Raw genomic sequence first — 19,091 nt, 5'->3', positions numbered from 1 at the left:
TAAAAACAATCACAGTGGAAAACGAGCATGAGCCACGACTATTCAACGATTGCCCGCGAGATTCTCGACAACCTCGGGGGCCGCGAAAACCTTGAGCAGGCCGCCCATTGCGTGACCCGCCTGCGCCTGGCGCTCAAGGACCCCAGCCTGGTCAACAGCAGTGCCCTGAACCAGGTCGATCTGGTCAAGGGCTCGTTCTTTACCGGTGGCCTGTTCCAGGTGGTGATCGGCCCCGGCGAAGTGGAAAAGGTCTACGCCGCCCTGCGCGAGCTGACCGGCCTGGCCGCGTCGACCATTGCCGACGTCAAGAAAGCCGGCGGCGACAAGACCAACCCCATGCAGCGCCTGGTGCGGGTGTTCTCCGATGTGTTCATGCCGATCCTGCCCGCGCTGATCATTGCCGGCCTGTTGATGGGCGTGAACAACCTGATGGGCGCCAAGGGCATGTTCATCGAAGGCAAGACGCTGCTGGAGGCCTACCCGAACCTGGATGGTCTGTGGAGCCTGATCAACCTGATGGCCAACACCTCCTTCGTGTTCCTGCCGGCACTGGTGGGCTGGTCGGCGGCCAAGCGGTTCGGCGGCAGTGAAATCCTCGGCATCGTGCTGGGCCTGATGCTGGTGCACCCGGACCTGCTCAACGCCTGGAACTACGGCAAGGCGGTTGCCGGCCTCGACGGCCAGAGCCTGCCGTACTTCGATATCTTCGGCTGGTTCCAGATCGAGAAAGTCGGTTACCAGGGGCAGATCCTGCCGATCCTGATGGCGGCCTTTGTCATGAGCGTGATCGAAAAGTGGCTGCGGGCGCGGGTGCCGAATGCCATTCAACTGCTGGTGGTGCCGATCACCACTATCGTCGTCACCGGCGTGCTGGCCCTGGCGATTATCGGCCCGGTGACCCGTCACCTTGGCATCCTGATCACCGAAGGTTTGGTGACCCTGTTCGAGATCGCCCCGATGATCGGCGGCGCGATTTTCGGCCTGCTCTATGCGCCGCTGGTGATCACCGGCATGCACCACATGTTCCTCGCCGTCGACCTGCAGTTGATCTCCACTCAGGGCGGCACCTTTATCTGGCCGATGATCGTCATGTCTAACCTGGCCCAGGGCAGCGCCGCCCTCGGGGTGTTCTACATGACCCGCAACGCGCGGGACAAAAGCATGGCCTCGACCTCGGCGATTTCCGCTTACTTCGGCATCACGGAGCCGGCGATGTTCGGCGTGAACCTGCGCTTCAAATTTCCGTTCTATGCCGCGCTGCTGGGCTCGGCGCTGGGCAGCATTTTTCTGTCGTTGAACAAGGTGCAGGCCTCGGCCATCGGCGTCGGTGGGTTGCCCGGGTTTATCTCGATCGTGCCGAGCGCGATTCCGATGTTCGTGATCGGCATGGTCGTGGCGATGGTCGTGCCGTTTGCGCTGACGTGCATGTTGAGCATGAAGATCGTTCGGCCTGGTTATCGGGTCGCCTGAAGATCGCTATCGCAGGCAAGCCAGCTCCCACAGTGATTTGTGAACACATTCAAGTGTGGGAGCTGGCTTGCCTGCGATGAGGCCAGAAGGGCCAGCACCCAACTCTACTGAAGGAACCCACCATGCAAACCTGGCAACACTCGGTGATCTACCAGATCTACCCCAAAAGCTTCCACAGCCACGCGGGTAACGCCACCGGTGACCTGTTGGGCATCGTGGACAAACTCGACTACCTCAAATGGCTGGGCGTGGATTGCCTGTGGGTCACCCCGTTCCTGCGTTCGCCCCAGCGCGACAACGGCTACGACATCAGCGACTACTACGCCATCGACCCCAGCTACGGCACTATGGCCGACTGCGACCTGCTGATCAGCGAAGCCGCCAAGCGCGGTATCAAGCTGATGCTCGATATCGTGGTCAACCACACCTCCATCGAACACGAATGGTTCCAGCAGGCGCGCAGCAGCCTCGACAATCCCTATCGTGACTTCTACATCTGGCGCGACCAGCCGAACAACTGGGAATCCAAGTTCGGCGGCTCGGCCTGGGAGTACGAAGCGCAGACTGGCCAGTACTACCTGCATCTGTTCGACCATACACAGGCCGACCTCAATTGGGACAACCCCCAGGTGCGCGCCGAAGTGTTCAAGATGATGCGCTTCTGGCGCGACAAAGGCGTGGGCGGCTTCCGCCTGGATGTGATCAACCTGATCTCCAAGCCCGCCGACTTCCCCGAGGACAACAGCGACGGCCGCCGCTTCTATACCGACGGCCCGAACGTGCACCAATACTTGCAGCAAATGCACCGTGAAGTCTTTGAAGGCCATGACCTTATCAACGTGGGCGAGATGTCATCCACCCGCCTGGAACACTGCATTCGCTACTCGAATCCAGCGTCTAAAGAACTGTCGATGACCTTCAACTTCCACCACCTGAAAGTCGATTACCCCAACCTGCAAAAGTGGGTGAAGGCTGACTTCGACTTCCTGCAACTCAAGCAGATTTTCTCCGACTGGCAGATGGGCATGCAGGCCGGCGGCGGCTGGAACGCGTTGTTCTGGTGTAACCACGACCAGCCACGGGTGGTCTCGCGCTTTGGTGACGACGGCCAATACCGCGTGGTCTCGGCCAAGATGCTCGCCACGGCGCTGCACTTTCTGCAGGGCACGCCGTATGTGTATCAGGGCGAAGAGTTGGGTATGACCAATCCAGGCTTCGACAGCATCTCGCAATACCGCGATGTGGAAACCCTGAACATCTTCCGGCTCAAGCGCGACGCGGGAGAGTCCGAAGCCTCGAGCATGGCGGCGATCATGCAGAAGTCCCGCGATAACGGGCGTACGCCCATGCAGTGGAGCACCGAAGCGAACGCGGGGTTCAGCCGCGGTGAACCCTGGATCGGCATTCCCGCGAATGCTGCGCAGATCAACGTCGCAAGCCAGATGGATGACACGGATTCGGTGCTGCATCACTACCGCAGGCTGATCGATCTGCGCCGTCGCGAACCGCTGATGAAGCAAGGCGTTTACCGCCCGATGCTGCAAGACCATCGCCAGGTATGGGCGTACCTGCGTGAAGGCCACGGCGAGCGCCTGTTGGTACTCAACAACTTCTATGGATCGCCATGCGAGATCCAGCTGCCAGAAGGCGTGATCAACGCCGAGAGCGAGCAACGCCTGTTGATCAGCAACTACCCCGACTGCCCCCTGCGCACGAGCACTGTGCTGTTACGTCCTTATGAATCCTTCGTGCTGCACCTGACTGATTGAAACACCCCCTGCAGGAGCGAGCTTGCTCGCGAAGATCGTCAACGAAAACGCGCCCCTCCAGGTGTTGCGTGGAGGCAGGAAGTTTTTCGCGAGCAAGCTCGCTCCTACAGGGATCGCGTCATGCAAGACAGTAAGAAAAAACAATAAAAATAAAAGGAGCGTTTCATGAAAACAACAATAAAGCTGGGCCTTATTGCCTCCTGCCTCACGGTGCCTTTTGGCGCGCAAGCCCTGGAGTTTGCCGGGTATTTGCGCAGCGGCGTGGGCACGTCAACGGGCAGCGGCAAGCAGCAATGTTTCCAACTGCCGGGTGCGCAAACCAAATACCGCCTGGGTAACGAATGCGAGCAGTACGCCGAGCTGGAACTGCGTCAGGATTTGCTGACCCTCGACGACGGTTCTGTGTTCAGCGTCGATGCCATGGCGTCCCTCTACAACCGGTACGACCGCGCCCTGAAGTTCCAGGGTGAAAACAACGGCTCGGCGCGCATGCCGCAGATGTATGCGCAATGGTCCAACCTGCCCAGTCTCAATGGCGGTTCGCTGTGGGCCGGGCGGCGTTACTACAAACGTAACGACATCCATATTTCCGACTTCTACTACTGGAACCAGAGCGCCACCGGTGGTGGGATCGAGGACGTGTTGATCGGCGGCTTGAAATACAGCTACGCCCTGTCGCGCAAGGACAACCTGTACCAGAAGGAATACGCCACCCGTCACGACTTCAACGTCGCAGGTTTCAAGACCAACCCCGGTGGCGAACTGGAACTTGGCTTGAGCTACATCGCCAAGGCCGGTGGGCGTGACACCAACAGTGGCTGGGCGCTGACGGCGCAGCATGTACAAGCGGCTTTCCTGGGAGGCAAGAACAAGTTTGCCCTGCAGTACGGCGAAGGCCCTGGCACCGGCCTGGGTTACACCGGCAATACCACGTTGGACAAAAGCAGCAAAAGTTACCGCGCCGTGGAGTTCTTTGATTGGCAAGTGACTCCGCGTTTCGGCGGGCAAGTTGAAGCTGTGTACCAGAAAGATGTGCGCCCTGGGCGTCAGGATCAGAACTGGATGTCCCTGGGTGTACGCCCGGCGTATGCGCTCAGCGAGCAATTCAAACTGGTCACTGAGCTGGGGCACGATCAGGTCGAGGCCACCGGCGGTACGCGCAAATTGAGCAAATTTACCTTCGCCCCGACCTGGTCGCCCAAAGGCCCTGAATTCTGGGCGCGGCCGGAAGTACGGCTGTATTACACCTATGCGTCCTGGAATAAAGCGGCCAAGCGTGCGGCCAATGAGCTGGCGGCGGGCTCGGCTTTGTCCGACACCGGCGCCTATGGCACGGCGCGGCATGGGTCGAACGTCGGTGTGCAGGTCGAATATTGGTGGAAGTAATCCGCGCTTGTGTGGGAGCGGGCTTGCTCGCGAATGCAGTAGGTCAGTCAATGAATGTGTCGCCTGATACACCGCTTTCGCGAGCAAGCCCGCTCCCACCTTTGACCTTCGTCATCCTCAACCTTGCATCGACTCAATGTTTTTTAAAGAACAACACAAACAGGTGAAGTCATGACCACATCTCAACCCCTGGAACTGCTGGCACCCTTGTCCGGGGTTTTGCTGGCGCTGGATCAGGTCCCCGACCCGGTATTTTCCGGCCGCGTGATTGGCGATGGCCTGTGCATCGACCCCACTTCGCAGACCCTCTGCGCGCCGTTGGCCGGGGTGGTCAGCAACATTCAGGACAGCGGCCACGCCGTCAGCGTCACCGCCGATAACGGTGTGCAGATATTGCTGCATATTGGCCTGGACACGGTGAACCTGGTGGGCCAGGGCTTCACCCGGCTGGTCGAGGAGGGCCAACGGGTGGAGGCCGGGCAGCCGCTGATCGAATTCGATGCCGACTATGTGGCGCTCAATGCACGTAGCCTGCTGACGTTGATGCTCATTGTAAGCGGCGAGCCGTTTGTGCCGTTGGTGGCCGGTCAGGCGCTGGTCGAGTCCGGCCAGCCACTGTTGCAGGTCTCCCCGGGGCAGATACCCGCAGAGGTGGACGAGGAGGAGGGCAATGCGCTGTTCTCCAAGCCAGTAACCCTGCCCAACGCCAGCGGCTTGCACGCCCGCCCTGCGGCGGTGTTTGCTCAGGCGGCGAAGGGGTTCAGTTCAAGCATATTTCTGCACAAGCAAACCCTGAGCGCGAATGCCAAGTCGCTTGTGGCGATCATGGCGCTGCAGACCTCCCAGGGCGACAGCGTGCAAGTGAGCGCGGCGGGGGAAGATGCCGAGGCGGCGATCCAGGCGCTGGTGGCGTTGTTGCTCGACGGCTGTGGCGAGACGCTGCCGGTAGCCGTCGAGAAAATCAGCAAGCCCGCTGCGCCGGCGTCTTCGGCGTCCGTGTTGCGAGGCGTCTGTGCGTCGCCGGGCTCGGCGTTCGGCCAGGTGGTCCAAGTGGCTGAACCGACGCTCGACATTCCCGAAGCCGGTGCGGGAGAAACCTTCGAACGTACCGCATTGGCCCGTGGCCTGCGGGCGGCAAACGAGGCGCTGCAAGCGTTGCAGGCCAAGGCGGCCGGCAGCGCCCAGGCCGAGATTTTCCGCGCCCACCAGGAACTGCTCGAAGACCCGACCCTGCTTGAACAAGCTCATAGCCTGCTGGCCGAAGGCAAGAGCGCGGCCTTTGCCTGGAATACGGCCACGGTGGCGACCGCCAGGCTCTTCGAAGGCTTGGGTAAAACGCTGCTGGCTGAGCGTGCGGCGGATTTGGCCGACGTCGGCCAGCGCGTGCTCAAGTTGATCCTGGGGGTGCCGGAGCGTTCCATGGAGCTGCCGGAGTGCGCCATTCTGGTCGCCGAACAACTGACCCCCTCACAAACCGCCGGCCTGGATACCAGCAAAGTGCTGGGCTTCGTCACGGTCGCCGGTGGGGCTACCAGCCACGTGGCCATCCTCGCCCGGGCCCTCGGCCTGCCATCCCTTTGCGGTGTACCCAGTCAAGTATTGGCCTTGGCCAACGGCAAGCGGGTACTGCTCAATGCCGATAAAGGCGAGCTGCAGCTGGAGCCGAATCTGGCTGAAATCGAGCAACTGCAGGCGGTTCGTCAACAGCAAAAGCTACGGCTGCAGCGTGAAGTGGCACAGGCCTCACAGGCGGCGGTCACCCGCGACGGTCACCACATCGAGGTCACAGCCAACGTCGCCTCATTGCAGGAAGTGGAACAGTCACTGACCCTGGGCGCTGAAGGCGTGGGGCTGCTGCGTTCGGAGTTCCTCTACCTGGAACGCAACCGTGCCCCGAGCGCAGAGGAGCAGGCCGACACCTACAGCGCCATCGCCCGCGCCCTCGGCCCCGAGCGCAATCTGGTGGTGCGTACCCTGGATGTGGGCGGCGATAAACCCTTGGCCTATGTACCGATGGAAAGCGAGACCAACCCATTCCTTGGCCTGCGTGGGATCCGCCTGTGCCTGGAACGTCCCGAACTGTTGCGTGAACAGTTGCGTGCGATTCTTGCCAGTGCAGGTTTGGCGCGGCTGCATATCATGTTGCCGATGGTCAGCCTGCTGTCGGAGCTGCATCTGGCGCGCAAAATGCTCGAAGAGGAAGCGCAGACGCTTGGCCTGAGTGAACTCCCCAAGCTGGGCATCATGATCGAAGTGCCGAGTGCGGCGTTGATGGCGGATGTGTTTGCGCCCCATGTGGATTTCTTCTCCATCGGCACCAACGACCTGACCCAATACACCCTGGCCATGGACCGCGATCACCCGCGCCTGGCCAGCCAGGCCGACAGTTTTCATCCGGCGGTGCTGCGGCTGATCGACATGACCGTCAAGGCGGCCCATGCCCACGGCAAGTGGGTGGGCGTATGTGGTGCGCTGGCGTCCGAAACCCTGGCGGTGCCGGTGTTGATCGGCCTGGGCGTGGATGAGCTGTCGGTCAGCGTGCCGCTGATCCCCACCATCAAGGCCACCGTGCGCGAGTTGGACCTGCACGACTGCCAGATCATTGCCCGCCAAGTGCTGGGCCTGGAAGAAGCCGACCAAGTGCGCGAGGCCCTGCGCCTGTACCACGCGGCCACCGTTGAAACCTCACCTGTCATGGAGCACTGAGCATGTTCGAGAAATTGCAGCGGGCGTTCTGGAAAGCCCTGACGCCTGATTTGGTGGCCGAGACGGTCACGCCGACGACGCCGAGCCTGTTGTCGGCCGATGTGGTGAGTGCATTGGGCGGGGAGGGTAACGTGACGTCACAGCAGCGCGTGGCACTCACGCGGGTGCGCGTGCAATTGCGCGAGGCGGGGCGTTTGGATGAGTCGGCGTTGAAGGCCGCGGGTATACCCGCCGTGATGGTACTGCCGGGCGGCGTGCTCCACCTGCTCACCAGCCTATAAGGCGACGATGATCAAATGTGGGAGCCGGGCTTGCCCGCGATAGCGGTGTGTCAGGCGCCGAATACCTTGACTGTCAGGCCGCCATCGCGGGCAAGCCCGGCTCCCACAGAGATTTGCTGTGTGCGGGCTGTCGTGATCAGAGTTGCGGGCTGTCTTGCGGTGGCTTGGTCTTGTCCACGCCCGGCACATGCAGGTTGCCTTCCACCACCTGGTTACCCTCCAGCTGCGGCTGGGTCACCCAGGTGAGGATGTCGTAGTAACGCCGGATGTTCGCCACAAAATGTACCGGCTCGCCGCCGCGGGCGTAGCCGTAGCGGGTCTTGCTGTACCACTGCTTCTGCGACAGGCGTGGCAGCATCTTCTTCACGTCCAGCCACTTGTTCGGGTTCAGACCTTCTTTTTTCGCCAGGATGCGTGCGTCGTCCAGGTGGCCGGTGCCCACGTTATAGGCGGCGAGGGCGAACCAGGTGCGGTCGGGCTCGGCGATCTTGTCGTCCAGCTCATCCTTGATTCTGGCCAGGTACTTGGCGCCGCCCATGATGCTCTGCTTGGGGTCCAGGCGGTTGGACACGCCCATGGCTTGCGCGGTGTTCTGGGTCAGCATCATCAGGCCGCGCACGCCGGTCTTGGAGGTGACCGTGGGTTGCCACAGCGATTCCTGATAACCAATGGCTGCCAGCAGCCGCCAATCGACTTTCTCGGCCTTGGCATACGCACGAAAGTGTTTCTCATACTTGGGCAGGCGCTGTTGCAGGTGCTGGGCAAAGGTATAGGCGCCGACATAGCCGAGTACATCGACGTGCCCGTAGTAGCGGTCCTTCAGGCGTTGCAAGGTGCCATTCTTCTCGACCTTGTCCAGGTAACTGTTGATCTCGTTGAGCAGGCTGTTGTCGTCGCCTGCTGCCACGGCCCAGCTTTGATTGCTGGCATTGCCGAGGTCGAAGGCCACGCGCACGTTGGGGAAGTACACCTGGTTCATGGCCACTTCGTTGGAGTCCACCAGGGTCAGGTCGATTTGCCCTTCGTCGACCATGCGCAGCAAATCCACCACCTCAACGGCATCGGATTCTTCGTATTCAATCGCCGGGTTCTGTTTTTTCAGCGCCGCCAGTTGTTCAGCGTGGGTGCTGCCCTTGAGCACCATGATCTTCTTGCCCACCAGGTCGGCGGCATTGGTGGGACGCGATTGGCCGTTGCGGTAGATAATCTGTGGGGTGACTTCAAGGTACGGGTGGGAGAAGCGCACCTGCTGCTGGCGCTGGTCGCTGCTCACCAGGCCGGCGGCGGCGAGTACCGGGCCATTGGGTTTGCCCAGCCGGCTGAACAGGTCGTCGAGGTTGTCGGCCGTCTCGATTTCCAACTTCACCCCCAGGTCGTCGGCAAAGCGCTTGACCAGTTCGTATTCGAAGCCGGTCTCACCGTTGCGATCCTGGAAATACGTAGCGGGACTGTTGCGAGTGACCACCCGCAATACGCCATCCTCCTTGATTCGCTCCAGTGTGCTGGGTTTATCAACACAGGCACTGAGCATCAGGAAGAGCAAGGTGGCGATGAGCCATTTGACGCATCGCAGGCGCGAAACAGTTGGGAAGAACATCTGCGCAGTATACGCAAACGGCTCACGGCGCCATATCTCGACAGCGGCGCACTTGTCTGCTAGCCAGCGTAAAACTGTGCTGCAGCCCGCAGAAACGGGGCTTGGCGAGCGATTGTGACGGTTAAAATAACTGCGCCCAATGCCCTGCATCACGCCGTGATCGCAGGCAAAGCGTGCCAACTGACGTTCGGCGGCGGCCACCGGTAGCGTTTCGGGTGCCGTTGGCGAAGGTTTACGCTAGAATGCACGGCCTCAAAGCACACCCCTTCCCGAGGCTGTCCCGAAGATGTTGATCCTGCGCGGCGCTCCTGCCCTTTCTGCCTTTCGCCACAGCAAACTCCTTGAGCAACTGAGCCAGAAGGTTCCAGCTGTTACAGGCCTGTACGCTGAATTTGCTCACTTCGCCGACGTAACCGGCGTCTTGACCGCCGACGAACAGCAAGTGCTGGCACGCCTTCTGAAGTACGGCCCAAGCGTTCCCGTTCAAGAGCCGACTGGCCGCTTGTTCCTGGTTCTGCCACGGTTCGGCACCATCTCGCCCTGGTCGAGCAAGGCCAGCGACATCGCCCGCAACTGCGGCCTGGATAAAATCCAGCGCCTGGAGCGTGGGATCGCCTTTTATGTCGCCGGCCAGTTCAGCGATGCCGAAGCCGAACTGATCGCCAGCAGCCTGCACGACCGCATGACCCAGATCATCGTCAGCCAGCTGGAACAGGCTGCCGGCCTGTTCAGCCATGCCGAGCCGAAGCCGCTGACCGCGATTGACGTGCTCGGCGGCGGCCGCGCCGCCCTCGAGAAGGCCAACACCGAGCTGGGCCTGGCCCTGGCCGAAGACGAGATCGACTATCTGGTCAACGCCTTCACCGGCTTGAAGCGCAACCCCCACGACATCGAACTGATGATGTTCGCCCAGGCCAACTCCGAGCACTGCCGTCACAAGATCTTCAACGCCAGTTGGGACATCGACGGCCAAAGCCAGGAAAAAAGCCTGTTCGGCATGATCAAGAACACCTACGTGATGCACAGCGAAGGCGTTCTGTCGGCTTATAAGGACAACGCCTCGGTCATCGTCGGCTCCGTCGCCGGTCGCTTCTTCCCGGACCCGGAAACCCGCCAATACGGCGCGGTGCAGGAGCCGGTGCACATCCTGATGAAGGTTGAAACCCACAACCACCCGACCGCGATTGCCCCGTTCCCGGGTGCAGCCACCGGTTCAGGTGGCGAAATCCGTGACGAAGGCGCCACCGGCCGTGGCGCCAAGCCCAAGGCGGGCCTCACCGGTTTCACCGTGTCCAACCTGCAGATCCCGGGCTTCGAACAGCCGTGGGAAGTGCCGTACGGCAAGCCTGAGCGCATCGTCACCGCGCTGGACATCATGATCGAAGGCCCGCTGGGCGGCGCCGCGTTCAACAACGAATTCGGGCGCCCGGCGCTCACCGGTTACTTCCGGACCTTCGAGCAGTCCATCACCACCCCGCGTGGCGATGAAGTGCGCGGCTACCACAAGCCGATCATGTTGGCCGGCGGCATGGGCAACATCCGTGAAGAACACGTCAAGAAAGGCGAGATTCTGGTCGGCTCCAAGCTGATCGTGCTCGGCGGCCCGGCGATGCTGATCGGCCTGGGCGGCGGTGCGGCCTCTTCCATGGCCACCGGCACCAGCTCGGCAGATCTGGACTTTGCTTCCGTACAGCGCGAAAACCCTGAGATGGAACGCCGTTGCCAGGAAGTCATCGACCGTTGCTGGCAGTTGGGTGACAAGAACCCGATCAGCTTCATCCACGACGTCGGCGCTGGCGGTTTGTCCAACGCCTTCCCGGAACTGGTCAACGATGGCGACCGTGGTGGCCGTTTCGAGCTGCGCAACATTCCAAACGACGAGCCGGGCATGGCCCCGCACGAAATCTGGAGTAACGAATCCCAGGAACGCTACGTACTGGCCGTCGGTCCTGAAGACTTCGCACGCTTCCAGGCCATCTGCGAACGCGAGCGTTGCCCGTTTGCCGTGGTCGGCGAAGCCACTGCCGAGCCGCAACTGACCGTCACCGACAGCCACTTCGGCAACAGCCCCGTGGACATGCCGTTGGAAGTGCTGCTGGGCAAGGCCCCGCGCATGCACCGTTCGGCCAACCGTGAAGCTGAACTGGGCGATGATTTCGACCCAAGCACGCTGGACCTGGCCAACAGCATCGAACGCGTGCTGCACCATCCGGCTGTGGCGAGCAAAAGCTTCCTGATCACCATCGGCGACCGCACCATCACCGGCCTGGTTGCCCGTGACCAAATGGTCGGCCCATGGCAGGTGCCGGTGGCCGACGTTGCCGTCACCGCCACCAGCTTCGACGTGTACACCGGTGAAGCCATGGCCATGGGCGAGCGCACGCCGCTGGCCCTGCTGGACGCTCCGGCGTCGGGCCGCATGGCCATTGGTGAAACCCTCACCAACATCGCTGCCTCGCGTATCGGCAAGCTGTCCGACATCAAACTGTCGGCCAACTGGATGTCCGCTGCCGGCCACCCGGGTGAAGATGCGCGCCTGTACGACACGGTTAAAGCCGTCGGCATGGAGCTGTGCCCGGAACTGGGTATCACCATTCCGGTGGGCAAGGACTCCATGTCCATGGCCACCCGTTGGAACGAAGACGGCACCGACAAGAGCGTCACGTCGCCGCTGTCGTTGATCGTTACCGGTTTCGCGCCGGTCACCGACATCCGCCAGACCCTGACCCCGCAACTGCGCATGGACAAGGGCACCACCGACCTGATCCTGATCGACCTGGGCCGTGGCCAGAACCGCATGGGCGCCTCGATCCTGGCGCAAACCCACGGCAAGCTCGGCAAGCAGGCCCCGGACGTCGACGACGCCGAAGACCTCAAGGCCTTCTTCGCCGTGATCCAGGGCCTGAACGCCGACGGCCACCTGTTGGCTTACCACGACCGTTCCGACGGTGGTTTGCTGACCAGCGTTGTCGAAATGGCCTTCGCCGGTCACTGCGGCTTGAACATCGTGCTCGACAGCGTTGCCGAGGATGCTGCCGAAATCAACGGCATCCTGTTCAACGAAGAGTTGGGTGCGGTGATCCAGGTGCGCCAGGACGCTACCCCAGACGTGCTCGCGCAGTTCAGCGCCGCTGGCCTGGCCGAGTGCGTGGCGGTGATTGGCCAGCCGATCAACAACGGCGAAGTCAATATCTCCTTCAACGGCGACACGGTCTTTACCGGTCAGCGTCGTTTGCTGCAACGCCAGTGGGCCGAGACCAGCTATCAGATCCAGCGTCTGCGCGACAACGCCGACTGCGCCGAGCAGGAATTCGACGTGATCCTGGAAGAAGATAACCCGGGCCTGAGCACCATGCTCAGCTTCGACGTCAACCAGGACATCGCAGCGCCTTACATCAAGAAGGGCATTCGCCCACAGGTTGCCGTACTGCGTGAGCAAGGCGTCAACGGTCAGGTGGAAATGGCGGCGGCGTTCGACCGCGCCGGCTTCAATGCGATCGACGTGCACATGAGCGATATCCTCGCTGGTCGCGTTGACCTCAATGAGTTCAAAGGCCTGGTGGCCTGCGGTGGTTTCTCCTACGGCGACGTGCTGGGTGCCGGTGAAGGCTGGGCCAAGTCGGCCCTGTTCAACAGCCGTGCCCGCGACGCGTTCCAGGGCTTCTTCGAACGCAACGACAGCTTCACCCTGGGTGTGTGCAACGGTTGCCAGATGATGTCCAACCTCAGCGAACTGATCCCGGGCAGCGAGTTCTGGCCGCACTTTGTGCGTAACCGTTCCGAGCAGTTCGAAGCCCGTGTCGCCATGGTGCAGGTGCAGGAGTCCAACTCGATCTTCCTGCAGGGCATGGCCGGTTCGCGTATGCCAATCGCCATCGCCCACGGTGAAGGCCACGCCGAATTCAGCAGCGAAGAAGCGCTGCTTGAAGCCGACCTGTCCGGCACCGTGGCCCTGCGTTTCGTCGACAACCACGGCAAGGTCACCGAGAGCTACCCGGCCAACCCGAACGGCTCGCCGCGCGGGATCACCGGCCTTACCAGCCGCGACGGCCGCGTGACCATCATGATGCCGCACCCGGAGCGCGTGTTCCGCGCCGTGCAAAACTCGTGGCGCCCGGAAGAGTGGAACGAAGACGGCGCCTGGATGCGCATGTTCCGCAACGCTCGCGTGTGGGTGAACTAAGGCCGTGTACAAGCTCGCCTTCTTCGTACCCGACAGCCATGTGGAGACGGTAAAAACCGCCGTCTTCGCAGCCGGCGGCGGGCGCATCGGCGACTACGACAGCTGCGCCTGGCAAGTGCTGGGCCAGGGCCAATTCCGCGCGTTGGACGGCAGCCAGCCGTTTATCGGGCAGGTCGGCCAGGTTGAAGTGGTTGAAGAGTGGAAGGTTGAGCTGGTGGTGGCGGATGAGTTGATTGCGGCTGTCGTGGCTGCTTTGAAACTCAGTCACCCGTATGAGACACCGGCGTATGAGGTGTGGCGGTTGGCGGATTTTTGATCGGCTGGCTGCATAAACAAGAAACCCGCTGGGCCAGTTTGGTCAGCGGGTTTTTTGTTGGCTGTGAAGGCCTCATCGCGGGCAAGCCCGGCTCTTACAGTTTGATCGTGTTGTCCTGTCATGCATCAACCCACTGTGGGAGCTGGCTTGCCTGCGATGGCGCCGGTGCAGGCGCCTCAGAACTTTCCGACAAGCCTTTCAGGTTGTCCCTCGGAACGGGTACCACTAACCTTCGTCAGTCGCTGCCAATTCAGCGACCGGGACTGCAAGCCCGCCGAAACCTCACCAGTTAGTCACAAGCGCCTTTATAATTGCGGCGCTTTTTCATGGTCGCCATTTATGGCGGCTGTGTGCGGGAGACCTTCGGGTCTACCGAGACTTGCTGGTGATTCTCGGTCTTGCAGGCCCGCACACAGCTGCCACCCATCATCTGCAAGTGATGCTGGTAGTTCTTACTTCACACCAGAGGTTTACCATGATCAAAGACAGCCCAAATCCCCCATCTGATTCCCAGCCCACCGACCAAATCTTCACCATCCTAACCAACCTGAACAGCGAAACCCTGCTCGCCAACGCCTCCCAAGACCTGGCATCCGTGCAGGCACTGGCGGGTCAACTGGCTTTTGATGTCGACGGCTCCCTGCGTGATGCAGTGCTGGGGATTCATCGGATGGTGGAAGGGATCCAGTTGATGGTGGATCGGGTGCTGGATCTTCACGAAGTGTCAGCAGCCACGGCTAACTGATCGTTCCCACGCTCCGCGTGGGAATGCATCCTGTGACGCTCAGCGTCACCCTTGCGCAGGGCGGGACGCAGAGCGTCCGGGGCGGCATTCCCACGCAGAGCGTGGGAACGATCGGTCAAGACCTGGCATCCGTGCAGGCACTGGCGGGTCAACTGGCTTTTGATGTCGACGGCTCCCTGCGTGATGCAGTGCTGGGGATTCATCGGATGGTGGAAGGGATCCAGTTGATGGTGGATCGGGTGCTGGATCTTCACAAAGTGTCAGCAGCCACGGCTAACTGATCGTTCCCACGCTCCGCGTGGGAATGCATCCTGTGACGCTCAGCGTCACCCTTGCGCAGGGCGGGACGCAGAGCGTCCGGGGCGGCATTCCCACGCAGAGCGTGGGAACGATCGGTCAGGCGTTGATAGGGCGGGTAACCAACCGCTCCAAAGCCTCACCCAAACCTAAAGCCTTGTCACCAATCAACAAGTGCCAAACCCCGCTATCCAGCTGGCTCACACCCTTGCAACCCAGCGCAGTGAGGTCCGCTTCAGACAGCACCGAATCATCCCCCAACTCCACCCGCAACCGGGTCATCGCTACCGCTTCCAGTTGGCGCACATTCTCTCGGCCACCCAGGGCATTCAGCCACTTTTCGGCCTCGTGTACATTCACCGCCACCGGCTTATCCACAGGCGCAACCGCTACAGGCGTTGCGGCAACAAACCCCGGCATCGCCAAGCGAATCTCATCGGCAATGCTATCGGCCATCGGCCCAACCACCACCTGCAAGCTGCCGCCGTTACCCGGGCGCACTACAGCCATGGCACCCAGCGCTTTCAGTTCAGCATCCACCGCCTTGTTGCGATCCACCATGTCCAAGCGCAGGCGCGTAGTGCAAGCGCCGACACTGAGCAGGTTCTGCGCACCACCCAACGCCTGGATATAAGCCGTCGCACGCTGGTTGTCACTCATCGCTTCGGCCTGCACCACCTGGATATCTTCACGCCCCGGTGTCTTCAGGTTGAAGCGGCGGATGCAGTAGCTGAACACCGTGTAGTAGATCACCGAGTAGGCCAGGCCCACCGGTACCACCAGCCAGCCATTGGTGGACTTGCCCCAGCCCAGCACCATGTCGATAAAACCACCGGAGAAGGTAAAGCCGAGGTGGATATTCAGCATATTGGTCACGGCCATCGACAGGCCGGTCAGCAGCGCATGCAGCAAGTAGAGGAACGGTGCGAGGAACATGAAGGCGAATTCAATCGGCTCGGTCACCCCGGTCAGGAACGAGGTCAGCGCCATCGAGAGGAAGATCCCGCCCATGACCTTGCGCCGCTCCGGCAACGCGTTGCGGTACATCGCCAGGCACGCCGCCGGCAGGCCGAACAGCATCACCGGGAACATACCTGTCATGAACTGGCCGCCTTTCGGGTCGCCGGCGAAGTAGCGGGTCAGGTCGCCGGTCACCACCGCGCCGGTTGTCGGGTCGGTAAACGTGCCGAACACGAACCACGCCATATTGTTGAGGATGTGGTGCAAGCCAGTGACGATCAGCAGGCGGTTGAATACGCCGAATACGAACGCACCCAGACTGCCGCTTTCCATCAGCAATACGCCGAAGCTGTTGATGCCGTGCTGGATCGGCGGCCAGATCAGGCCAAAGATTACGCCCAGGCCCACCGCCGAAAAGCCGGTGACAATCGGTACAAAGCGTCGTCCGCCAAAGAACGCCAGGTACTCCGGCAGCTTGATGTCTTTGAAGCGGTTATACAGCGCGCCCGCCATCAGGCCGCTGGCGATACCGGCGAGCATGCCCATGTTGATGGACGTGTCCATCACCTTGAGTGTGGAGATCATCACCAGGTAGCCAATCGCCCCGGCCAGGCCGGCGGTGCCGTTGTTGTCGCGAGCAAAACCCACGGCAATGCCGATGGCGAAGATCAGCGCCAGGTTGGCGAAGATCGCCTGCCCGGCATCGTGCATCACCGCGATGTTGAGCAAGTCGGTGTCGCCCAGGCGCAGCAGCAAGCCGGCGATTGGCAGGATCGCAATCGGCAGCATCAGTGCGCGGCCCAGGCGTTGCAGGCCTTCGATAAAGTGTTGGTACATGGCGTGTCTCCCTATTCTTGTTGTTTTCAGCTCAGCGGCCAGTGGTGTTGACAGGCTTGGCGAACGGCCTTGGCGCTGCTCAGGTCGAGCAGCTCAAGGCTCCGTTGCCGGCATTGCGCCGCGTCCAGGTGGCGGACGCGGTCCTTGATTTCGCCGATCTGCGGCGGGCTTACCGACAGCTCGGTGACTCCCAGGCCAACCAGTACTGGCGTGGCCAGCGGGTCCGACGCCAGGGCACCGCACACGCCGACCCAACGGCCGTGTTTCGCCGCACCGGCGCAGGTCTGGGCGATCAGCCGCAGCAGCGCCGGGTGCAGCGCGTCAACACGGGCGGCCAAGCCTGCGTGGTCGCGGTCCATGGCCAGGGTGTACTGGGACAGGTCATTGGTGCCGATGGACAAAAAGTCCGCGTGTTCAGCCAACTGTTCAGCCATCAGCGCGGCGGCGGGCACTTCAATCATCACGCCCAGTTCGGGGCGTTGCGTCAGCTCCAACTCCGCGCACAGTTCATCCAGGCGCTGGCGGATCTGCAGCAGTTCATCCACCTCGCTGACCATCGGCAGCAGGATGCGGCAACGCGCCAGCGGGGTAACTTGCAGCAGGGCGCGCAGTTGCTGGTCGAGCAGTTCCGGGCGTACCTGAGCCATGCGAATACCGCGCAGGCCCAGTACCGGGTTGGCCTCGACGGGCAGCGGCAGGTAGTCGAGCTGCTTGTCGCCGCCCACATCGATGGTGCGGATGATCACCGACTTGTCGCCCATGGCATCCAGCACGGCCTGATAAGCCTGGCGCTGTTCTTGCTCATCCGGCGCGGTGCGACGGTCGACGAAGAGGAATTCGGTGCGCAGCAGGCCGACGCCGTCGGCGCCGTTGTCAAACGCCACTTGGGCTTCGGCGCTGGAGGCGACATTCGCCGCGACTTCAACCGTCACGCCGTCAGTGGTGTTCGCCGATTGCCGGGCTTGGACCTGTTGCTGCTGGCGTCGCAACTTCTGTGTTTCGCGAATCTGGTGAACTTCGGCGTGGCGCGCTTCGCTGGGGGCCAGTTCCAGGCGGCCGTTGGCGGCATCGAGCACCACCCGTTGGCCTTGGGGTACGTCGAGCACTTCATTGCCCAGGGCGACGAGACATGGCAGGCCTTTGCCCCGGGCCAGAATCGCCACATGGGAGGTCGCACCGCCTTCGGCCATGCAGATGCCCGCAGCCTGTTGCGCGCTCAATTGCAGGAGGTCCGAAGGTGTCAGCTCATGGGCACTGACAATCGCCCCCGCCGGCAATTCGAAATGCCAGGCTTCACCCAGCAACGCCCTTAGCACCCGTTGTTGCAGGTCGCGCAGGTCGTTGGCGCGCTCGGCAAACAGTGGCTTGCCCAATGCCAGCAGCACGGCGCACTGGGCCTGGATCGCATCCCGCCAGGCGTGGGTGGCGGCGCTGCCCTGTTCGATGGTTGCGCTGGCGGCGTCGAGTAACGTCGGGTCTTCCAGCAGAGCGAGGTGCGCGGCGAAGATCTCCTCTTCTTCGACGTTCTTGCGTTGGCGGGCCAGTTCCAGAGTGTTGCGGATTTCGCCACGCACTTGCTCAAGAGCCACATCCAGTCGTTGCAGTTGTTCGTCGACGTTATGGGTGTCGGTGTCTTCCGGCAACTCGATGCCCGCCAGGCGGAACAGCGGCCCACATACCAAGCCCGGAGCGGCGCAGACGCCTTGCAGCACATTGGCTTCGGTATTCGCCCGGCGTGGTGTGGCGGCGACCGGCGTGTGGTGTTCCTCGTGGATCGCCACGGACAGCGCGGCGACCAATGCCTGTAACGCCGCCTCGCCATCCTTGCCGCGACAGCTCACCCGTACCTCGTCACCTTCACCAATGCCCAGCCCCATCAGGCCGATCAAGCTGTCGCAAGCCGCCGTCTTATCACCGAAGTGCAGCTGTGACTGGCTGCTGAAACCCTGAGCAGTCTTGCGGATCAGTGCAGCAGGGCGTGCATGCAATCCGCCACGGTGTGTGATGCGCACTGTAGCGCTCACTTGCGCGTCCGAGTTATCCACAGCGGTGTTAACCGGTGCGGATGTGCGCACGGCAATCCGCATCAGCGCGTCACCGACCTTCACCGTCTTGCCTGCAATCGGTTGCAGCTCAAAGCGCTCACTGTTGGTCAGGATGATCAAGCTCACCAGGCTCTTGCACTGGCGCGCAATGCGGTCCAGATCAAACTGCACCAACGGCTGACCCTCGCTCACCCGTGCGCCTTCCTTCACCAGCAAGGCAAAGCCTTCGCCATTGAGTTCCACGGTGTCGATGCCCACATGCATCAGTACTTCGGCACCGTTATCAGCGCGGATGGTCAGGGCGTGCCCGGTGCGGGCGACGTGGATGATCACGCCGTCACAGGGCGCCTGCAGGCAGTCGTTCAGCGGGTCGATAGCGATACCGTCGCCCATGGCGCCGCTGGCGAACACTTCGTCGGGGACGCGGTTCAGGGCCAGCACCGGCCCACTCAAGGGGGCGCTAAGGGTCAATGGATTATTGTTGTTGGGCATGGGTACG

At 61.9% G+C, this 19,091-nt stretch carries 12 protein-coding genes; 9 read left to right on the top strand and 3 right to left on the bottom strand.

Annotated features, from left to right (window positions below):
• Positions 1–27: 27 nt before the first annotated feature.
• The 5 genes from treP (at position 28) to AB4P90_RS23500 (ending at position 7,612) form a co-directional block, all read left to right on the top strand.
• Entirely contained in the window at positions 28–1,470 is a 1,443-nt protein-coding gene (gene treP / locus AB4P90_RS23520; RefSeq protein ID WP_014719803.1) for a PTS system trehalose-specific EIIBC component, read from the top strand.
• Positions 1,471–1,592: 122 nt separating this feature from the next.
• The gene (gene treC, locus AB4P90_RS23515) at positions 1,593–3,239 is read left to right on the top strand and encodes an alpha,alpha-phosphotrehalase (protein ID WP_130175421.1); all 1,647 of its coding nucleotides are present in this window, start codon (positions 1,593–1,595) and stop codon (positions 3,237–3,239) included.
• A gap of 165 nt (positions 3,240–3,404) precedes the next feature.
• Positions 3,405–4,625, top strand: a complete 1,221-nt coding sequence (locus tag AB4P90_RS23510; RefSeq protein ID WP_019817230.1) for a carbohydrate porin — start codon at positions 3,405–3,407, stop codon at positions 4,623–4,625.
• Positions 4,626–4,796: 171 nt separating this feature from the next.
• Positions 4,797–7,331 carry a phosphoenolpyruvate--protein phosphotransferase gene (gene ptsP, locus AB4P90_RS23505; RefSeq protein WP_395605408.1) on the top strand — a complete coding sequence of 845 codons (2,535 nt, stop codon included), beginning with the start codon at positions 4,797–4,799 and terminating at the stop codon, positions 7,329–7,331.
• A 2-nt stretch (positions 7,332–7,333) separates the two neighbouring features.
• Positions 7,334–7,612: a PTS transporter subunit EIIB gene (locus tag AB4P90_RS23500; protein WP_019817232.1), complete on the top strand. Its 279-nt coding sequence runs from the start codon at positions 7,334–7,336 to the stop codon at positions 7,610–7,612.
• Positions 7,613–7,748: 136 nt separating this feature from the next.
• On the opposite strand, the gene mltF is transcribed toward AB4P90_RS23500, so the two are convergent.
• Positions 7,749–9,209 (bottom strand): membrane-bound lytic murein transglycosylase MltF, encoded by a 1,461-nt coding sequence (mltF, locus tag AB4P90_RS23495; protein ID WP_137270788.1) that lies wholly within the window; start codon positions 9,207–9,209, stop codon positions 7,749–7,751.
• A 286-nt stretch (positions 9,210–9,495) separates the two neighbouring features.
• On the opposite strand from mltF, the gene purL reads away from it, so the two are divergent.
• From purL to AB4P90_RS23475, 4 genes are all read left to right on the top strand, one after another.
• Entirely contained in the window at positions 9,496–13,392 is a 3,897-nt protein-coding gene (purL, locus tag AB4P90_RS23490) for a phosphoribosylformylglycinamidine synthase (RefSeq protein WP_014719797.1), read from the top strand.
• 4 nt (positions 13,393–13,396) lie between these two features.
• Positions 13,397–13,708 carry an NGG1p interacting factor NIF3 gene (locus AB4P90_RS23485; protein WP_072435073.1) on the top strand — a complete coding sequence of 104 codons (312 nt, stop codon included), beginning with the start codon at positions 13,397–13,399 and terminating at the stop codon, positions 13,706–13,708.
• 475 nt (positions 13,709–14,183) lie between these two features.
• Positions 14,184–14,453, top strand: a complete 270-nt coding sequence (locus AB4P90_RS23480) for a DUF6124 family protein (RefSeq protein WP_102665948.1) — start codon at positions 14,184–14,186, stop codon at positions 14,451–14,453.
• An 86-nt stretch (positions 14,454–14,539) separates the two neighbouring features.
• Positions 14,540–14,734 carry a DUF6124 family protein gene (locus tag AB4P90_RS23475; protein ID WP_395606113.1) on the top strand — a complete coding sequence of 65 codons (195 nt, stop codon included), beginning with the start codon at positions 14,540–14,542 and terminating at the stop codon, positions 14,732–14,734.
• A gap of 115 nt (positions 14,735–14,849) precedes the next feature.
• Here the strand turns inward: AB4P90_RS23475 and nagE are convergent, their stop codons facing one another.
• Positions 14,850–16,547 (bottom strand): N-acetylglucosamine-specific PTS transporter subunit IIBC, encoded by a 1,698-nt coding sequence (nagE, locus tag AB4P90_RS23470; RefSeq protein WP_014719794.1) that lies wholly within the window; start codon positions 16,545–16,547, stop codon positions 14,850–14,852.
• A gap of 26 nt (positions 16,548–16,573) precedes the next feature.
• Positions 16,574–19,084, bottom strand: coding sequence for a phosphoenolpyruvate--protein phosphotransferase (gene ptsP, locus AB4P90_RS23465; protein WP_014719793.1), 2,511 nt, complete (start codon positions 19,082–19,084; stop codon positions 16,574–16,576).
• Positions 19,085–19,091 lie beyond the last annotated feature (7 nt).

This window comes from Pseudomonas sp. B16120, assembly GCF_044218845.1.
GTDB lineage: Bacteria > Pseudomonadota > Gammaproteobacteria > Pseudomonadales > Pseudomonadaceae > Aquipseudomonas > Aquipseudomonas paracarnis.
Note: the sequence above shows the minus strand (reverse complement) of the source record. Positions and strands in the feature narration are given on the sequence as shown.

What these genes read in the sequence shown, in the direction of transcription:
- nagE (WP_014719794.1), bottom strand. Translation starts at nt 16,547, where the DNA reads ATGTACCAACACTTTATCGAAGGCCTGCAACGCCTGGGCCGCGCACTG.
- ptsP (WP_014719793.1), bottom strand. Translation starts at nt 19,084, where the DNA reads ATGCCCAACAACAATAATCCATTGACCCTTAGCGCCCCCTTGAGTGGG.
- AB4P90_RS23500 (WP_019817232.1), top strand. Translation starts at nt 7,334, where the DNA reads ATGTTCGAGAAATTGCAGCGGGCGTTCTGGAAAGCCCTGACGCCTGAT.
- treC (WP_130175421.1), top strand. Translation starts at nt 1,593, where the DNA reads ATGCAAACCTGGCAACACTCGGTGATCTACCAGATCTACCCCAAAAGC.
- ptsP (WP_395605408.1), top strand. Translation starts at nt 4,797, where the DNA reads ATGACCACATCTCAACCCCTGGAACTGCTGGCACCCTTGTCCGGGGTT.
- AB4P90_RS23480 (WP_102665948.1), top strand. Translation starts at nt 14,184, where the DNA reads ATGATCAAAGACAGCCCAAATCCCCCATCTGATTCCCAGCCCACCGAC.
- AB4P90_RS23510 (WP_019817230.1), top strand. Translation starts at nt 3,405, where the DNA reads ATGAAAACAACAATAAAGCTGGGCCTTATTGCCTCCTGCCTCACGGTG.
- treP (WP_014719803.1), top strand. Translation starts at nt 28, where the DNA reads ATGAGCCACGACTATTCAACGATTGCCCGCGAGATTCTCGACAACCTC.
- purL (WP_014719797.1), top strand. Translation starts at nt 9,496, where the DNA reads ATGTTGATCCTGCGCGGCGCTCCTGCCCTTTCTGCCTTTCGCCACAGC.
- mltF (WP_137270788.1), bottom strand. Translation starts at nt 9,209, where the DNA reads ATGTTCTTCCCAACTGTTTCGCGCCTGCGATGCGTCAAATGGCTCATC.